The following is a 17066-nucleotide window of genomic DNA, read 5'->3' as shown; positions in this document are numbered from 1 at the left end:
TCTAGAGATCACTGATTATGAGAAAACACTTAGCCATTCTATAGCTACTGAGCTTTTATAATTATTTTTATATCTATCAATATTTACAATACCTTATTGGGAGATTATATGGTTAGCAAGATTCCCATGGATAAACCTCTAGTAGAGCTAGATGGAGATGAGATGGCTAGAGTTATGTGGGGTTGGGTTAAAGAGAAGCTTATAAATCCTTATGTGGATCTGAAGACAGAATACTATGATCTTCATATTAAAAGGAGAGATGAAACAGCTGATAGGATCACTATAGAAGCTGCAGAAGCTATAAAAAGATGGGGTGTAGGTGTTAAATGCGCTACTATAACTCCCAATGCCGAGAGAGTTAAAGAATATAATCTAAAGAAAGAATGGAGAAGTCCTAATGCCACAATCAGAGAAATTCTCGATGGAACTCTATTCAGAGCACCTATAATTCTAAGCAATATAATTCCCGCAGTAAGGTTTTGGAGGAAACCTATTGTGGTAGCTCGACATGCTTATGGTGACATATACTCTGGTGTTGGGTTAAGATTTGAGGAAGCCGGAGAAGCTGAGATCATATACAGATCTGTTTCGGGAAAGGAGATCAGAGTTAAGCTACCTCGCCTCGAAGATTCAGGAGTTCTTCAGGCATATCATAACCTAGACAGATCTATTGAAAGTTTTGCGAGAGCCTCCTTTAAATATGCTCTTATGAACAGACTAGATCTATGGTTTGCCACTAAGGATACCATATCGAAGATCTACGATGCTAGATTTAAGGAGATATTTAATAGAATATATGAGGAGGAGTTTAAAGAAGAATTCAATAGAGAGGGTCTGAGATATGAATACTATTTAATAGATGACGCCTATTCTAGGGCTGTTAGATCTGAAGGAGGTTTTGTATGGGCTACCAAGAATTATGATGGAGATGTGATCTCAGACCTTGTCGCGTCAGCATTCTCAGGAAGCCTAGCTCTAATGACATCAGAGCTTTACTCTCCCCAAGGCTATTATATGTCTGAAGCTGCTCACGGAACTGTGCAGAGACATTATTATAGGTATCTAAAAGGTGAGAAGACCTCTACCAACCCTACAGCAATTATATTCGCATGGACTAGAGCTCTTAAGGAGAGAGGTAAGAGAGATGGTATAAGAGATCTTATTACATTCTCCGAGATACTTGAAGAAGCTGTTAAAAAGACTATAGAAATAGATCGGATCATGACGCAAGATGTTGCAAGAGTTTCAGAACCTCCTATAAATGCTGTAGTATATACAGAAGAGTTCATCGATGCTGTAAGAAGAAATCTAGATATGCTCGTGGAGAAGAGAGGAATCCTTAGATAATATCAGCTCAGGGATCATAGAAACTCTTTTAAGAATAATTAGAACACCCATCAAAATGGTGTAAGTCTTGGAAGAGAAAGAGAAGAAGAGTAAGAGGAAAGGTTGTAAAAGCGACAAAAACAGGTGATTTTTAGAAGATCTTAAATTGCTAATTTTCTTATAGAAAATAGGGGCCGGTAGCTCAGACTGGAAGAGCGCTGCCCTCGCACGGCAGAGGTCCCGGGTTCAAATCCCGGCCGGTCCATTTAAACCGTCAGCCCTTGATAAGCTCAGATTCTTCTAAAAACCCATTCTAGTAAATAAAATAATTCATCCATCAATTACTACAGGCTGTAAGATTTATTTACCTGCTTCTCCGAGATATTAGAGGGGCCCGTCGTCTAGCCTGGTTAGGACGCCGCCCTCACACGGCGGAGGTCCGGGGTTCAAGTCCCCGCGGGCCCATTAAACGTTCTCTAGCACGCCTGTATTAAGAGGATCAATAATTTATATTTTATCATAGATAATAGATTACGCTGATTATATTGCATGTTATAGGGTTTTTCTTTGATTTTGATGGCACTCTGGCGCCTCTGGATAGGAGGAGAGAAGATCTGAGAGTCTCTGAGGATAATGTTAAAATGCTTGAGATCTTGCGAGAAAAAGGTTTTAGAACCGCTGTTATAAGTAGCAAGGACTGTGGTTTTCTGAGGAGTAAGATACCTGTGAATCTTGATGGTATGGCATGTATATATGCTCTAGAGATCAGAGGTGGAGGGTATGTTGTTGTTGATGAAAAAAGTGTTGAAAGAGAGAGCAATGAAAAGATCCAGAAGATTCTTAGTATGTTAAAAGCTCTAGAGAATCAGGTGACGCTAGAGATTAAAAAAGTTTTGGACGCCTACGTAGGAGGGATCGGTATAGATTGGAGGTTTTCTGGTGGAAGACCTTCAGAAATTGATTCGATAATAGATCTAGCTAGATCCTTGGGTTTAAAGATTTATGAGTATAAGTACTATCCTTTTTTAGATATCTACACTTCCTATCGAGAGAAAGACTGGTCTGTAAAGATCCTCAGAACTTTATTAGGCGTTGACAAAATCGTTTACCTAGGAGATAGTGAGAATGATCTCAAAGCTTTCGAGGAAGCCGATGTCAGAGTTCTCGTTAGACACAAGTATAATAAGCATTTTAATCCTGATGTAGACTACATAGTAGAGTTTGACAGTGTAGCTAGGTGGGTTCTAGATTATGCAAGGAGTTTATGAGATACTCATCATAGTAGGATTAACAATACTCATAGCTGTAGTAGGATATGTAGCAGGATTCCTATCTCGCATGGCTGTCAGAGCTTTTCTTGAGAAGCTAGGTTTCGACGAATGGTTCAGGAAATTCGCTATAGGCAGAGCTATGATCAGAGGTGGTTATACTCCTAGCGAATTTTTCGGTGTTGTGACATCCTGGATCATATACATATCATCCATGCTAATCGCTGTATATTATCTCTCTAGTAATCTGAATATAGCTGAGGTTTCTACCCTATCATACCAGATCCTTACAGTATATGTGGCAGGATTTGTAAAAACTTTCATCATAATAGTGATCGGTTTCCTACTTGTAGATGCCTTCATAAACTATCTTTATAAGAGCTCTGAGCTTAGATCATCTGATGAAAGAATTCTAACATCTATAGCTGAATACCTAAGGATCCTGCTCTATATAGTTGCACTAGTATTCGCACTAGAGGTTGGAGGTATAAATGTAGGGGTTCTCAGAGACATGCTCACACCTCTCATGTGGGGTCTTACAATAGTTATGATAATTTTAATAACCGGTTACATCCTGGAAAGGGTTTTGAAAAAATGAAATTCTTCTCAGTAATGTACCAGACATCTAATAGTAAAGGACAAGAGCTACTTGCTCAGAGAATGGTTAAATGGGCTAGAATTCTAGGACATGAGGCATGGGTTCTCACAAGTCTCTACCACGATGGGAGGAGTATAATCTCGAGAAAAGATGTTATAAAGACTGAAAAAGGTTATATGATATATGAAAAAGATCCGGCTATTGGGATACCCACGATCAGGGTTGATAGTTCTTCTACTATGTGGCCTCCTAGAAGAATCTTCTTTAGAGATTTTATATCGACCTTAAGAGCTATCGATAAAGATATTGGCATAGACTTCATCGTGACCCATTCAACTCTATGGAACGGTCCTGAAGAGACTTCTAGATGGGTTCTTTGGAAGAGGCTTATGATTACACTAGGTGAAGAGAAGAAGGATGTATTCTACGCTCATATGTCCCACTACCAGCCTCCAGATCCTATAAGATACTCTCCTGCAGAGAGAACCTATAGAATAGCATGGAACTCGACAGTATATCCTTCGATCTTTAGAACTGCTAATCTGATCATATGTCTCACTAGTATAGAAGCTGAAGATATGATCTCTATGGGTGCAAGACCCGAACAGATACATATCTTCCCCGGCGGTCTAGATGATGAGGAAGCTTCTCTAATAGATAAAGCTAATCCAGATCTCTTTCTAGATAGATTTAAGATCGACAGAGATAAAATTATCATATCTTATTTAGGCACTATCGAAGAAAGAAAAAATCCTCTCGCCATCGTTAGAGTGGCAAGAGCTTTGAAGGATCTTAGGGATGTTATCTTCGTTATAGCTGGCAGACCTGGCGATCAGTGGTCTCAAGTTATTAAAGAATCTAAGAATCTGCCCAATGTTATTATAACTGGCGAGATAGATGAGAGGGTTAAAGCTTCTCTTATCAAGAGTTCCTATATAAACATTATAATGTCCAGAATGGAGGCTTTTGGATTAACCCAGCTTGAATTCATGTATGGAGGTGTTCCGGTGGTAACCAGTGCTGTGTATGGACAGAAATGGTTGGTGAGAGACGGTGTTGACGGGGTTCATCTCAGAGGTCCTGATGATATTGAAGGTGCTGCGAGGGTTATAAGAGAACTTGTAAAAGATCGCGAGAGAAGAGATCTCATGTCTCGAAACGCTCGTGAAAGAGCTAAGGACATGCTTATGTCGAGATTAATGAAAAATTTATTTGAGAGAGTAAGAAGTTAGAGGTGGTACTCGTGAGAGCCGCTGTCATCATGAGGCCGGGGCCTCCTGAAAAAGCTTTTGAGATCAAGGATTTAGAAGATCCGAAGGTATTAAAAGGGCATGTACTTGTTAGAACTAGGTTCTGTAGTGTAAATCATTTGGATCTATGGCAGAGAAGAGGATCTCCATACTTTCCAGTAGAGTACCCTAGAATACCAGGTTCTGATGCTGTGGGAGTTGTAGAAGAAGTGGGAGAAAATGTTGAGAATATAAAGAGAGGGGATCTGGTAGTGGTAGCTCCTGGATGGGGTGATGGTGTTTGTACAAAATGTCTAATGGGTAGAGAAAATGAGTGTGAGAACTATACAATACTAGGGTACACTATTCCAGGATGCTATGCCGAAAAGATTCTAGTCCCTGCAACAGTTGTTTATAAGATTAGAGAAGAAGTTGATCTAGCAGAACTCTCATCAATTCCTTTAACATTCACCACAGCATACCACGGACTCGTCACAAAAGCTGGGTTAGGTCCTGACGAGAGTGTTTTCATATGGAGTTCTAGTGGTGGTGCTGGTATCGCCTCGCTTAAGATAGCTAAGCTACTTAACGCACATGTTATAGCTCATACGAGAAGTGAATGGAAGGCTGCTATTCTAGAAAAACTTGGAGCAGATGAAGTTTTTGTAGGAGATTATAGGAGTGCTATTGAAAAGTATAGATCTAAGATCGATGTGGTAGTAGATTATATAGGTTCTAGTACTTTCAACCTATCTATAGAACTTCTGAGAAAAGGTGGCAGGATCGTGCTCTTCGGAGTAACATCAGGAGCTGAGGTTAACGTGAATCTAAGGTCTCTTTATCTGAAAAAATCTTCTATATATGGAGTGTATATAGGATCAAGATGGGAGTTTGAGAAAGTTCTAAAATACTATTTAAAAGGTCTTATAAAACCATATATATTTAAGATCATGAGAATTGAAGAAGTTGTCGAAGCGCATAAGATTCTTGAGGAGGGAGCTTCTATAGGGAAGATAGTTCTAAGCTATTAGCTGCAAACAAGCTCCAGATTTTTTATCGTGATTATATCAATTTCTTTATCTCTAAGCTGCAGATCTCATGTTAGATCTTTGTCACCTTATGCTTTAACATCTGATCTCAATGAGATCATCTAAGTATATAGATAGTATAGTGAAGAACACGAGAAGCTTTCCGACTCTTTAAAGAATCATAAGAGATCTCAAAATATGAGATAAGAATATGATGAGATATTAAGGCTGAATCCACATGATATTATGAGGTTTTATGAGTAGAAGTAGAAGAAACACTTTCCTAACAGATAAACAAATAGAGGTTTTAAAACTCAGATCCAGAGGATTTACCCAGCGTGAGATCGCCAAGATCATGAGTTCTTCTAGGGAGAATATATCTACTATAGAAAGAAGAGCGTTCAATAAATTACTTAAGGCATTATCTACTCTAGAGGCTTACATAGAGATCCTATCAATATCACAGGTAGAAATTAGTGAAGGCACCAGCGTTAAAGAGGCTACCGAGAAGATCTTCAGAGAAGCTAATAGATCGGGTGTGAAACTTAAGGAAACCATGCCTAGATTAATGGATCTAATTATAAGATTCTCAGGAGCAGATATTGAGAGTGATAAAATTAGAAATTCTTTAAGAGTATTCATACTAAGAAGCGGAAGCGTAGGAATCATATCTATACCGAGAAGAATCAAAAGATCTAGAACTATCTGCATGGGAATCTACATGGCTCCAAGAGACCATTGTTCTTAAGGAGTTAATAGCCTGAAAATAGCGCTTCTAAATCTTGACTAACCTATAGCATATAGAAGCTTAATTATAAGAACTTAGTTCATGATAGTTCTAATAAATGCTTCAGTAATCCTAATTATCTATAAACCGCGAATAAGAATATGTAAAATACTGGATGGGCCCGCGGGGACTTGAACCCCGGACCTCCGCCTCGTAAGGGCGGCGTCCTAACCAGGCTAGACGACGGGCCCGCGCAGGTGCCATTAGATATTTCTTCATACTCTCTTTTTATATTTTATGCTGGGAGTTTTATCAGCTCAATGTATAACAGCATCATCACCGGCGTTATTAGATCTATTGGCTGCCTATATTTCTCGTGAATTCTTACTATCCTTCTGATGATGTATCTTGTTATTTCTCCTATCACTAATAAAGTTATCAATGGTATGCTTCCCATATAGATCACTATCATGAATACTACTAGGATTAAGAATCTCTCTAAATACACAAGGAACCTTACTATATTTAAAAGATCTCTTGTCATAAGCCTGTAGAAGAAGCTTAGAGCTTCTAGATCGCTTTTCAAGAGCATTGAAATCGAGAAGTAAATGGATAGAGCTGTTAGAAAACCTATAACAAAATTTTTATCTAAATTTTGATCCGTTAGAGATCCTAGCTGGAAGCTGTTAAACCAAGAAATCAGGGGTGCTACGAACACTATCAGCACTATATACATCACCTCATAGATCTTAGCTAGAACCCCCATGGTCGAGGGTGTAAGCATGTAATCTAATAGAATATATACTACTAACGACAGAGCTAACGCGTAGTATGCTAGATAGATTATGGGATCTCTTATGAGTATGAGAAATAATATAGAGATCAGAAGATAAGATAACGAGATAAGATCAGTTTTAAGAAGTTTGGTTAGTATAATTGAGAGAGATATTATAGCAGATGCCAGACCTAATAACAAGAGCTCCTTCAGCATTAGAGATAGTGAAATTATAAGAATCGAGTATGAGACGATCCAAGAAAGATCTCTAGCCGTAAGATACTTCATATCAGGACACTCTCTTAAAACTTCTATCGAGAATAATAGGAGGAAAACCTGCTGAAGATAGAGTTCTAGAGATTATATTCATAATTCCCTCACCTATATCCTTCTCATAATCTAGGTTGGGCATCATAATAACACCTGTAAATCCGCTTTCTCTAGCATATCTGATGATATCCTCAGGATCTGATGTAATTAGATCAACAGGTGTTGATGTTATTAGAACAAGATCATAACCTGCCTCACCGGCTCTATAGAGGTTTAGCAGGATGATACCAATACTCGAACAACCTCCTCTATATGGTATTTCATCGAATAATGAAAGAAACCTCTCTCTAGTTTTACTGGTTATATTTCTAAAGATCTTAACTACAGCTTCTTCACATATCATTACATCGAGAGAGCCATAGCTATTTAGAATAGCCTCTCCAACAGATCTCGCTAGTCGTAAGAGAGCTTCAGAGTAGCTATTGAATCCGGATCCTATAAGCCAAGAGTATTTTGTAAGCCCTATAATCAGTAGAGTTCTAGGTCTGCTCTCTCCAATATCCTCTCTAACATAAACCTTACCAGTTCTTGCAAATCCTTTCCAGTAGATCTTTCTCACGTCATCTCCTGGTGTGTATTCTCTGAACCCCCATAGATCATAGATCCCTCCAAGGGTTCTTCCTCTAATCATAGATCCTGGATTGAGAGATCTGATCTTCTCAGATATATCAATGGGGATACCTCTTGGAATTCCTGTTATATATGAATAATAATCTACATAGATCTCCTCGAGAAACAATGCCAATGAATCTCCTAAGATCAATTTTATAGATCTTATATCATGACGACCAGGATTATCTACTCTAACTTTATATGAATATTCTATGAAGCTGTTTCCTGAGAGTATTGAAGCTATCTGATTACTGCCTCCGGAAACTTTCAGCTCTCTTGGTATCATATCAGCTACTACTAGATAAGGTATAGTATTCTCAGATCTGTTCTCTACATATATCTTGATCTCTGTTTCTCCTCCTTCATACACTCTGTATCTTTCAATACTCCTCCTAACATGGATCCTATTGCTAACTCTTAGAATTCTCTCGATTTGAATTCTAGCTCTAGTCAGAATTAAGAGTAGTGAAATAGATGTGGAAAATAGTAGAACAGAGCCTGTGTATATTGAAATAAGCAGTAGTAAGAATGACATTAATCCTATGCTGAAACCTCTCAGAGAAAGTCTCATGGAATATCTACCCTTGATAAGACATCCTCAACTATCTTTTCAGCTCTTACACCACCTAACAGAGCCTCAGGTTTAAGAATGATCCTGTGCGAGAGAGCTGCTTCTGCTACATACTTTATATCATCAGGTATCACATATTCTCTCCCTCTGATCAATGCTATGGATCTTGATAGAAGGTAGAGAGCTATAGCACCTCTTGGAGACGCACCCAGCCTAACCATAGAATGATTTCTCGTAGCTTGAACTATGAGAGATATATACTTGAGTAGGTTCTCATCGACTTTCACACTTCTCACAATCTCCTGAGCTTTCAAAAGCTCTTCGGAGCTAATTACAGGTTTTAAAGCGATCTCATTGATCTCATGATATCTTTTGAGGATCTCTACAGTCTCATTAACATCGGGGTAGCCTATGTAGACTTTAGCAAGAAATCTATCTACCTGAGCTTCTGAGAGAGGAAAAACTCCTTCAACCTCTATAGGATTCATAGTTGCTATAACCATGAAAGGTTTCGGAAGTTTTATAGAAACTCCTTCAACAGATACCTGCCTCTCCTGCATGGCTTCTAGGAGAGCACTTTGAGTCTTAGGAGGAGCTCTATTTATCTCGTCTATAAGAAGTATATTAGAAAATATAGGGCCTTCTCTGAATCTGAAGCTACCAGATCGAGGGTCGTATATGTTAACTCCTATTATATCTGAGGGGAGAAGATCTGGTGTGGCCTGGATTCTCTTAAATGATAGATTGAAAGAACTGGCTATAGATCTTGCGAGAAGAGTTTTGGCAACGCCTGGCACTCCTTCTAAAATTACATGTCCTTCCGCTAAAAGCGAGGCTAGAATTAATTCGATCTCTCTTCTCTTACCTACTATAACCCTTGATATATTCTCCACCGCTTTAGAGAACACTTCTTGAAAGAATTCTATCTCTTTTCTTTTATCCAATCTCTATACCTCGCAATAATATGGCTCTTGCTAATCCTATATGCAGGCTTTCCCCTCCATTCTTCTCTGTAAGATGGAAATGTGACATACCTTCTAAGATATATGAAGAGGAATAATGTAGATATGAATGTAAATAGTAGAATTCCTGCTAAGAGATCTGAGTTCATTACACTGCCCAGTATGTATGCTAGAAAACTTAAGGGTATTCTAACAAGATCTAAGAGTACTCTTGTATCTATGAAGATATACTCTCTACCTCCCTCGTAGAATACTACCGAATCTCTCTCTCCGATCAATGTTCTGAGAAGAATTATGTTATAAGTAGTTTTGTTATACCTTATCATAGAATTTATGAGAATGCTAGAATCTCCTAGTAGAAAGATTCTTCCAATACCTATTCTCACCAGAACTCCTATCAAAAACCCCTCAGCATAACATCTGCCAATCACTTCTAAACCTTCTAAACTCATGTTCTGAAGAGATATTAGAGGAGAGTATACATTAACATATAGCGGAAAGGAGTGATTCTCTATAAGACATTCACCTAGAGAAACAGAAGAAATTATAGAACCTATCCTAAAACCTATTGAATTAGCTAGAGGATTTAATGTTCCTATCTCATCTAGAGCAAGCACGAGACCACCTTTTCTAACCCATGAGATCACATTTTCCACGGAGTCTTCTTCAACAGGCTTGTCAGGGCTGGCTATGATGAGCACTGTTGTAGAGGGATTAAATCTACTCAGCTCGTTAAAGTTCGTTATATGATAAACCTTGAACCCGCTTTCGGCTAGCGATAAGTATATCCGGGTATAGCCACCTCCTCCATAATTATATATAGAGGGAGGATCATATTGAGGTGCTAGCTTAAGTTGTATACCGTAGACTGAGCCTGAGAGAATGAAAAGAATGAGTAGTATCAGCGTGAATTCTCTAAGCATTTTCTCAGACTCTCAATCTTTTTATACTCTTCATCTATAGGTTCTCTGCCTCCATATACTATCTCTTCATATAAGTAAGAAAAAGTCTTAAGATCCAGATCTGTTTTAAAAGAACTTCCACTAAGTTCTCTGGGTGTGCATATACTACATCTTAATAAAATTCTTAATCTCAGATAGATCTCCCTGAGAACCAACCTTACACCTTCATACCTATATATAGATCCCTCGCCTTCCCCACGAGCATCTGCTGAAGCAGAGGATATTAGAGGACGTTCCATATTTCTCGATAGAGACGGTGAGATCATTATTAGAAGTAGTATGGTTACGGCCAGTATAATAGTCATTACGAGAATATACGAGATCTCTGGAGGAAGACCTCCGAATGAAGTCTCTTGAGAATTTACAGCATTAATTAACTGTGTTGTATTAGCTTTAGAGCTATTGATCAGTAGATTAGCTATATTCTGCTGAGAAGCTACTTCCTCAGGTATTATAGTGTATCTTGATATATAAGACATCTTCCCTCATTAAATAGCTTATAGCCTGAAAATAAATAATTCTCTAAAAGATCTCTAGCCCGAGATCTTCTAATAGTCTTCTTAACTCTCTAAGTCTTATTAATAGATGAAAACCTCTCTCCGTCATAATAGCTTTCTTACTCTTCTCGTCAGCTATTAATTTAATTATTCCCCTTCTCTCTAGCTCTTCTAAGATCTTGATCATACGATCATAAGCGAGACCGGTTGCTGTAGCAATTCTAGTGGTTGAGGCTTCTCCACCCTCCTTTTCTAGAAATGTCAGAATATCTGCGATTATGCTTATCCTACTCCTTCTTTTTTTCATAATATTGAACGCCTCAGATAACCTGCTGTCATAATCAGTGCTCCGAAAGATCTTATTATCTCAGCTATCAGAAGCACTGACAAAGCATATATTGATGTCGGTGAAAGAAACCATATACTTCTAACTATATAGGATACTGATACTAACACGAATCCTAACCTAATGAATCTGCGAGAATTTAATCCTACGGCTAGTATAAAGATCCCAGCCAACAGATCTAATGCTGAGGGTAGTATGCGAAGAAGTTCTTGTAAGCTTATAGAGAAGCTCGTAATAGATATCATATAAGAAGTGTTAAAAGATCTTCTTGATGACCAGAGCATATAAGCTCCGGAGACTGCAAATGCTGGTGTTGATACAAATAACGCATATAATATTCGAGCTTCCTTAAGTACTATAGAGAGAAGGATCGTTGCTTGACTTATTGCGAGAAGAATAAAACCTAGAGAGATTCTGATCCAAATCTCATCAGGATAAATCCTATACATACGTATAAATATAGATGAGAGTACTAGGAATAGAACTGCAGAGAGTAAGCTTAATATCATCACACTGTAAACCATCACTATCAAAAAAATGGAATCCATAGTCTCTACCACGATAACCTCTGATTCCTAGAGTAACTATGAACTCACTCTTATATTATACAGATTATCAAATCCCCCTTCTTTGACGCTCAGGATATAATAGCATCAAGAGTAGCACAAGTTTGAAAAAACATAAAAAGATGAAGAATAGAACGATAAATAGTTCATATGGATTAACACCAACCAGCTTTATTCTAAAAGAGAATTCCTCTATTAAAAACCTTAACATAGTTATAGCTTATAAAATATAAGGTAATCCGAGATCAGCAGCTATGTTTTGCGACGAAACTCACCTGAGGTGAGTAAGGGTTTAAAACCTCTTCTACAAAACCTTCACGGAGGAGAGAGAAATGTTGAAAGATAGAAAAATATTGATACCAATACTTCTAGTAGCAATAATAGGATTAGGACTCACATACGTACTAGCACAATCTCAAACTAGCGGTAGCTACACACAGACTAGCAATACTCAACCTACCACAAACACCACATGCATTTGTGAGTGTAATGCTACGAAAGCCATGATAAGAATCAAGGGACAGCATGAAGAACAGTACGGAGAGTATAAAATGGAAAAAGGTTGGAAAGGTATTTCTAAGATCTCTTTCAATCTAACTACGACAACCTATACAGGTACTGTTGTGTTTAAGAGTAGTACAAGTATGAGACTAACGTTATCCGTGGATAATGTCAACTACACTGTACTAATACTACCAGTTTATGTGAGATCAAGTGACGGTGCACTGGTATCTGGATTATGGATCTTTAACAAGATCTCGCCCGGAACCACTCTCGAGATCACATCTCTGGCTAATAAGACCGTCCTACCAGCACTCTCGATCAGTATAAATGGAGAAACATATATAACGCCAATGTACTATCATTATTCCACATTTAAAGGATAAATAATCTTGAAAGATAAAAGATAAGAGATGTACTAGTGGGAGCTAAAAATAATTCTTTTTTCCCCCTCTACCCAGATCATCTTAAGAGGTGTCTCTCATGAAAAAAGGAATAGAGTACGCTGTTGTAATGTTGTTCCCCGTACTTGTATTCCTAGTAGGCTTCCTGATCTATCCTATGGATACCTTTGAAACGGTTCTTGCCAGTAGAAGTGTGCTAGGTGAAGATGTAGGATATTCAAATTATTTTGATACAGTGATCGCTTCTACATCCTATACTGGAGTCTACAGTGATTCTGGTAGAGTTATCAACATACTTCAGGTTTCAAGTGACGAACCTGATATTGTGAAGATTCTTGTAGAGGTCAGAGGTGAAGTTCTCGAGATGTATGTAAAGGTTCCAAACAGCTCTTACATAGAACTGTTACATAATTCGAACATAAGTTTCGTAGGGTTAAAAATAATAGCTAAAGAGGGTAAGGGGAGAGAAATTATTATTGCAAGAGCGATCTATGTCAACAAATCTTCGGATCATGAGGTTGGTAAGAGCGTGTGTATATATAGGGAGAAATACGAGAAAGAATGTCTTGAGATAGAGAAGAAAATCCAAAAAAGATATGGAGAAGAAAGATCTGAGAGAAGCAGTGATTGAGAACTCGGGAGGGCAGTTGTGATCCAGAGCCCCGCATCCTTGGCCGCTAGACGACCCGGCTACTCCAGGTTATTTTTACTGTAGAAGGTTAAAAAATATTTTCCTTGTATTCTAGGAATAATTTTACGAGGATGAGAAGAGGGTCTTCTGACATGTGATGAAGGCTGGAACACCTGATCTTTTATATCCTAAGTATTCTAATTATGATGGAGTAGCCATATGAATTCGCAGGATCCTATGAGTATTTTCAAAGAGCTTTTAGATGGATCTTCTTACGAGCTGAGAAAAGCTATTGAGAGAGGTATTTTAAGAGCTTTTGCTAGAAGAGATCTAACAATGATATATCATTATATCTCAATGATCAGTGAGAATTTTTCTGGAGGAGATCTAGATTATACTGCTGAGGATTATTATAAGTCTTACAAGGAGAAGCCAAGGGTGAAGCTTCCTAAACCTATCGAAAGTAGTAGCACAGATCTTTTTCACGTTATTCTAGCTAGAAGAAGTAGAAGAAGATATTCTAAGGAGAGTATAAGTCTTGAAGAGCTGTCTACTATACTATACTATTCAGTAGGAATCAGTGGAAAAGCTTGGTGGGGAGGTCCTAAGAGGGTTTATCCTAGTGCTGGCGCTCTACAGCCCGTTGAAGCGTATGTTGTAGCATCTAGAGTCAGAGATCTTGATGAAGGATTATATCATTATAACCCAGGTGAGCATTCTTTAGAGCTACTTAGAGAAGGTGATTTTAGTAGAGAACTTAGCTCCATAGCCTTGGATCAGGATTTTATAAGAGATGCTGCTGCTAGTGTGGTTCTTACGATAGTCTATAGAAGAACAGCATCTCGATATGGTTTGAGAAGTTATAAGTATTCGCATCTCGACACAGGTTTTGCAGGTCAGAACCTATATCTTGTGGTTGAAGCTTTGAAACTTGCTACAGTAGCTGTAGGTGCCTTCTATGATGAGAGATTGTGTAGATTTCTAGAGATTGACTGCGAGGAGGAGATGCCTGCCCTAATATTTCCTATCGGAAAGAGGTTGTAGGATTTTGAAAACGCGAGAGAGCTGTAATGAGAATAAGGATAAGGATATTCTCTGTAGAAATGTTAAGGAGATTCTGAATCTTATTAATATGATGAGCGGATCTAAAGAATATCTAGATAGAAATCTGATTCCCACAAGCGAGGGTATGAAAATTCTAAGAAAAGCTATTAGAATATCCAGAGAGAGAAAGATGCCATGTACAGAAGTGATTAAAAAGCTTGAGAAAGGATTCCATCATCTATACGACCTCTACGAGTGTTATAGAGTTTTTCTATCAGAATGTATAGATCAAGATCATCTGTAGAATTATACAACTGTATTAAAAGTTTAATGCACATACTTTTATTCGTAGATTGCAAAGCAAGATCATGGTGTATAAGTATGAGGATAGTAACAACCTCTAAGGGTAGGAGTATTAAGAGAAAGAGTATGGTAAGTGAAGCTGAAATCCTTAAACTAGAGCTGGAAGTGTTATACTCTATAGGAGCTCCTGCCAGCTAGATCTTTTGTAGAATATTTAGATCCTCAGGTTTTATATAGAACCTGATTCTGCCATCTAGATATCTCCTGATAATGTCTATTGCAGCTTCTCTCATATCAGGTTCTCCATTACGAACCCATCCTCTTCTCAGAGCATACTCGCTTAGTATATCCTCAGCTCTCGTAGATAAAACCTTAAGATCTTCTCTTAAACTCTGATGCTCCAAGCTCAGGATCCTGTTCATAAGTCTTATTGCGATTGGGATAGGGTTTTCTATTTTCTCGGGAGGTCTCGTTCTTATGATGCTCTCAAGAGTATCTAGCTCGATAGGTAAAGCTCCTGGAGTGTCTATAAGATATACTCCTGGCATCACTCTATAGGTCTGAGTATACCTAGTATACCCTGGAGTTCCTGGATACCTACTCACGGTAGCAGATCTTCTTCCCTTCAGAAGATTTACAAGTGAAGACTTTCCAACCTTAGGAGCTCCGAATATAGATATGTATATGCTTCTTCCTCCGCTCATGCTAAGATGCTCTTTGATAACCCTTCTTAATCCACCGATTCTTCTCTCTATAACACTAGCAGAATAAGCTTCATAACCCTTCTCCCTGTAGTACCTGACCCACTCTTCTGCAACATCTCTTGGTATAAGATCTGATTTATTCAGTAGTATCACAAGTCTCTTACCACTTCTAATCGCGGTGTTCTCTAGAAAATGATTCCTAAGCATCTCGGGGATTCTTATGTCGAGAACTTCTACCACTATATCTGATCCAGTTATAATACTATGAATCTCTCTTCTGCTTAAGAGAATTATCTCAGAGACTTTAAATCCTTTCATTATCATTGTGCCAAAATCCTTCTTAATTCTTCTATGAGGTTTTCCAGTTTAACTACTTTTCTCTCACCTGATGACGTCTCGTAGAGAGTTATACTCCTGTTCTCAAGCTCGATTCTTCCTATAAATATAAGTAGCGGTATAGATAGTTTCCTAGCATATTCTCTCTGCTTAGAAGCGCTTCTTCTCATAAGATCTAATGCTACTTTAAATCCCTCAGATCTAAGTCTTCTAGCCACCTCATATCCATATCTAATCACATCATCAGACCTCTCTAAAAGAACTACATATACATCCGTATAACTCTTCTTATCTAATTTGAACAAACCCAACTCCAGTCCCGCGTCTATAAGCCTTTCAACACCTATAGACCCTCCTGTAGCCGGTATTTTTTCTCTCGTAAAAATCTGTATTAGATCATCATATCTGCCTCCACCTGCTAGAGAACCTATTCTAGGCTTATCTACTACAACCTCAAAAATAGGTCCTGTGTAGTAGTCTAAGCCTCTTACTAGAGACATGTTAAATACCACTTTCACATCTTGAGGTATGTAGCTTATCATCTCTTCTATAAAGTTTGAGCCTGAGATTATATCAGTGTTAGAGCTGTACATGCTCTTGAGTCTTCTAACTATGTCTATGGGCTCGCCTCTCAGATCTATTAGATCTAGGATTTTTTCTATAATACCTGTGGAAAGCCCTGTTTTCTCAAGTTCTTTCAAAACACCCTCAAACCCTATCTTATCCAGTTTATCAATAGCTCTATAAACGGGGAGGGGGTTCTCGATTCCTAGTTCCTTCTCAAATAAACCTCTCAATATCCTCCGGTCATTGATCAAAATACTTATACTCTCGAAATTGAATTTCTTAAACACATTCCAGATAACTTCGAGTATCTCGGCATCGGCCTCAGGATAAGGAGATCCAACTATATCTACATCACACTGGTAGAACTCTCTGTATCTTCCTTTCTGAGGCTCTTCATGTCTCCACACAGGAGCTATGTGATACCTCTTGAAGGGGAGAGGTATATGTCTATTTAAAGCTATGAACCTTGCCATAGGCACTGTGAGATCATACCTGAGAGCATACCATCTATCACTCCAAGGATCCTTAAATTTCCACATTAACTTGTTCTCAGCTTCTTCACCATATTTACCAGATAATGTTTCGAGATACTCTATCGCGGGAGTATCTATAGGATCAAAACCATAGCTTCTAAACACCTCTTCTATGACTGAAAATACTTTCTTCCTGAGAATCATAACCTCGCTAGGGAAATCTCTAAAGCCTCTGGGAATACCTATCCCGCTCAATATATCATCACTAGTAACTATCTTTCAGAAGAAGTAGAAAAGTAATTTAGC

At 38.3% G+C, this 17066-nt stretch carries 19 protein-coding genes and 3 tRNA genes; 12 read left to right on the top strand and 10 right to left on the bottom strand.

The genetic code is table 11. The features are described 5' to 3' along the window. The first annotated feature begins 108 nt into the window (after positions 1-108). The 8 genes from QXS89_00905 to QXS89_00870 all read left to right on the top strand — a co-directional run bounded on the left by QXS89_00905 (position 109) and on the right by QXS89_00870 (position 6197). Positions 109-1347, top strand: a complete 1239-nt coding sequence (locus QXS89_00905) for an NADP-dependent isocitrate dehydrogenase (protein MEM3830749.1) — start codon at positions 109-111, stop codon at positions 1345-1347. Between the two features lie 170 nt (positions 1348-1517). Further along, a tRNA-Ala gene (locus tag QXS89_00900) sits at positions 1518-1591 on the top strand. A 125-nt stretch (positions 1592-1716) separates the two neighbouring features. Then, positions 1717-1791: transfer RNA gene (locus QXS89_00895), tRNA-Val, on the top strand. Between the two features lie 80 nt (positions 1792-1871). After that, positions 1872-2594 (top strand): hypothetical protein, encoded by a 723-nt coding sequence (locus tag QXS89_00890; GenBank protein ID MEM3830748.1) that lies wholly within the window; start codon positions 1872-1874, stop codon positions 2592-2594. Next, the gene (locus QXS89_00885; protein MEM3830747.1) at positions 2578-3192 is read left to right on the top strand and encodes a hypothetical protein; all 615 of its coding nucleotides are present in this window, start codon (positions 2578-2580) and stop codon (positions 3190-3192) included. The genes QXS89_00890 and QXS89_00885 overlap by 17 nt, the downstream gene beginning before the upstream one ends. Next, on the top strand, positions 3189-4424 hold the full coding sequence (locus QXS89_00880; protein MEM3830746.1) for a glycosyltransferase family 4 protein: 1236 nt from the start codon (positions 3189-3191) through the stop codon (positions 4422-4424). The genes QXS89_00885 and QXS89_00880 overlap by 4 nt, the downstream gene beginning before the upstream one ends. 11 nt (positions 4425-4435) lie before the next feature. Beyond that, the gene (locus tag QXS89_00875; GenBank protein ID MEM3830745.1) at positions 4436-5452 is read left to right on the top strand and encodes an alcohol dehydrogenase catalytic domain-containing protein; all 1017 of its coding nucleotides are present in this window, start codon (positions 4436-4438) and stop codon (positions 5450-5452) included. A gap of 253 nt (positions 5453-5705) precedes the next feature. Further along, on the top strand, positions 5706-6197 hold the full coding sequence (locus tag QXS89_00870; GenBank protein ID MEM3830744.1) for a Tfx family DNA-binding protein: 492 nt from the start codon (positions 5706-5708) through the stop codon (positions 6195-6197). Between the two features lie 155 nt (positions 6198-6352). Here the strand turns inward: QXS89_00870 and QXS89_00865 are convergent. The 8 genes from QXS89_00865 to QXS89_00830 form a co-directional block, all read right to left on the bottom strand. Continuing rightward, a tRNA-Val gene (locus QXS89_00865) sits at positions 6353-6427 on the bottom strand. Positions 6428-6471: 44 nt separating this feature from the next. After that, positions 6472-7239: a hypothetical protein gene (locus tag QXS89_00860; GenBank protein ID MEM3830743.1), complete on the bottom strand. Its 768-nt coding sequence runs from the start codon at positions 7237-7239 to the stop codon at positions 6472-6474. A 1-nt stretch (position 7240) separates the two neighbouring features. Beyond that, positions 7241-8464, bottom strand: a complete 1224-nt coding sequence (locus QXS89_00855; GenBank protein MEM3830742.1) for a DUF58 domain-containing protein — start codon at positions 8462-8464, stop codon at positions 7241-7243. After that, positions 8461-9408: a MoxR family ATPase gene (locus QXS89_00850; GenBank protein ID MEM3830741.1), complete on the bottom strand. Its 948-nt coding sequence runs from the start codon at positions 9406-9408 to the stop codon at positions 8461-8463. The genes QXS89_00855 and QXS89_00850 overlap by 4 nt, the downstream gene beginning before the upstream one ends. Continuing rightward, entirely contained in the window at positions 9387-10349 is a 963-nt protein-coding gene (locus QXS89_00845; GenBank protein ID MEM3830740.1) for a DUF4350 domain-containing protein, read from the bottom strand. Before QXS89_00845 ends, QXS89_00850 begins: the two co-directional genes overlap by 22 nt. Continuing rightward, positions 10328-10867, bottom strand: a complete 540-nt coding sequence (locus tag QXS89_00840) for a hypothetical protein (GenBank protein ID MEM3830739.1) — start codon at positions 10865-10867, stop codon at positions 10328-10330. The genes QXS89_00845 and QXS89_00840 overlap by 22 nt, the downstream gene beginning before the upstream one ends. A gap of 43 nt (positions 10868-10910) precedes the next feature. Then, positions 10911-11192 (bottom strand): winged helix-turn-helix domain-containing protein, encoded by a 282-nt coding sequence (locus QXS89_00835; protein MEM3830738.1) that lies wholly within the window; start codon positions 11190-11192, stop codon positions 10911-10913. Next, the gene (locus QXS89_00830; GenBank protein MEM3830737.1) at positions 11189-11779 is read right to left on the bottom strand and encodes a hypothetical protein; all 591 of its coding nucleotides are present in this window, start codon (positions 11777-11779) and stop codon (positions 11189-11191) included. Before QXS89_00830 ends, QXS89_00835 begins: the two co-directional genes overlap by 4 nt. A 350-nt stretch (positions 11780-12129) precedes the next feature. Between QXS89_00830 and QXS89_00825 the strand changes: the two genes are divergently transcribed. The 4 genes from QXS89_00825 (at position 12130) to QXS89_00810 (ending at position 14681) form a co-directional block, all read left to right on the top strand. After that, entirely contained in the window at positions 12130-12684 is a 555-nt protein-coding gene (locus tag QXS89_00825; GenBank protein ID MEM3830736.1) for a hypothetical protein, read from the top strand. A 97-nt stretch (positions 12685-12781) separates the two neighbouring features. Next, positions 12782-13333, top strand: a complete 552-nt coding sequence (locus QXS89_00820) for a hypothetical protein (protein ID MEM3830735.1) — start codon at positions 12782-12784, stop codon at positions 13331-13333. Between the two features lie 219 nt (positions 13334-13552). Continuing rightward, positions 13553-14377, top strand: coding sequence for a SagB/ThcOx family dehydrogenase (locus tag QXS89_00815; GenBank protein MEM3830734.1), 825 nt, complete (start codon positions 13553-13555; stop codon positions 14375-14377). Positions 14378-14381: 4 nt separating this feature from the next. Continuing rightward, the gene (locus QXS89_00810) at positions 14382-14681 is read left to right on the top strand and encodes a hypothetical protein (GenBank protein MEM3830733.1); all 300 of its coding nucleotides are present in this window, start codon (positions 14382-14384) and stop codon (positions 14679-14681) included. A gap of 193 nt (positions 14682-14874) precedes the next feature. Here QXS89_00810 and QXS89_00805 read toward each other — a convergent pair whose 3' ends face one another. Together QXS89_00805 and hisS are read right to left on the bottom strand one after the other, a co-directional pair. Continuing rightward, complete coding sequence (locus QXS89_00805; protein ID MEM3830732.1) at positions 14875-15702, bottom strand: GTPase; 828 nt, start codon at positions 15700-15702, stop codon at positions 14875-14877. Positions 15703-15704: 2 nt separating this feature from the next. Then, positions 15705-17015: a histidine--tRNA ligase gene (hisS, locus tag QXS89_00800; protein MEM3830731.1), complete on the bottom strand. Its 1311-nt coding sequence runs from the start codon at positions 17013-17015 to the stop codon at positions 15705-15707. Positions 17016-17066: the final 51 nt, after the last annotated feature.

It is taken from the genome of Sulfolobales archaeon (assembly GCA_038881635.1).
In the GTDB taxonomy this organism is placed as follows: Archaea; Thermoproteota; Thermoprotei_A; order Sulfolobales; family AG1; genus WYEN01.
Note: the sequence above shows the minus strand (reverse complement) of the source record. Positions and strands in the feature narration are given on the sequence as shown.

What these genes read in the sequence shown, in the direction of transcription:
- QXS89_00885 (MEM3830747.1), top strand. Translation starts at nt 2,578, where the DNA reads ATGCAAGGAGTTTATGAGATACTCATCATAGTAGGATTAACAATACTC.
- QXS89_00830 (MEM3830737.1), bottom strand. Translation starts at nt 11,779, where the DNA reads ATGGATTCCATTTTTTTGATAGTGATGGTTTACAGTGTGATGATATTA.
- QXS89_00905 (MEM3830749.1), top strand. Translation starts at nt 109, where the DNA reads ATGGTTAGCAAGATTCCCATGGATAAACCTCTAGTAGAGCTAGATGGA.
- QXS89_00815 (MEM3830734.1), top strand. Translation starts at nt 13,553, where the DNA reads ATGAATTCGCAGGATCCTATGAGTATTTTCAAAGAGCTTTTAGATGGA.
- QXS89_00870 (MEM3830744.1), top strand. Translation starts at nt 5,706, where the DNA reads ATGAGTAGAAGTAGAAGAAACACTTTCCTAACAGATAAACAAATAGAG.
- QXS89_00855 (MEM3830742.1), bottom strand. Translation starts at nt 8,464, where the DNA reads ATGAGACTTTCTCTGAGAGGTTTCAGCATAGGATTAATGTCATTCTTA.
- QXS89_00880 (MEM3830746.1), top strand. Translation starts at nt 3,189, where the DNA reads ATGAAATTCTTCTCAGTAATGTACCAGACATCTAATAGTAAAGGACAA.
- QXS89_00825 (MEM3830736.1), top strand. Translation starts at nt 12,130, where the DNA reads ATGTTGAAAGATAGAAAAATATTGATACCAATACTTCTAGTAGCAATA.
- QXS89_00860 (MEM3830743.1), bottom strand. Translation starts at nt 7,239, where the DNA reads ATGAAGTATCTTACGGCTAGAGATCTTTCTTGGATCGTCTCATACTCG.
- QXS89_00835 (MEM3830738.1), bottom strand. Translation starts at nt 11,192, where the DNA reads ATGAAAAAAAGAAGGAGTAGGATAAGCATAATCGCAGATATTCTGACA.
- QXS89_00820 (MEM3830735.1), top strand. Translation starts at nt 12,782, where the DNA reads ATGAAAAAAGGAATAGAGTACGCTGTTGTAATGTTGTTCCCCGTACTT.
- QXS89_00805 (MEM3830732.1), bottom strand. Translation starts at nt 15,702, where the DNA reads ATGAAAGGATTTAAAGTCTCTGAGATAATTCTCTTAAGCAGAAGAGAG.
- QXS89_00845 (MEM3830740.1), bottom strand. Translation starts at nt 10,349, where the DNA reads ATGCTTAGAGAATTCACGCTGATACTACTCATTCTTTTCATTCTCTCA.
- QXS89_00840 (MEM3830739.1), bottom strand. Translation starts at nt 10,867, where the DNA reads ATGTCTTATATATCAAGATACACTATAATACCTGAGGAAGTAGCTTCT.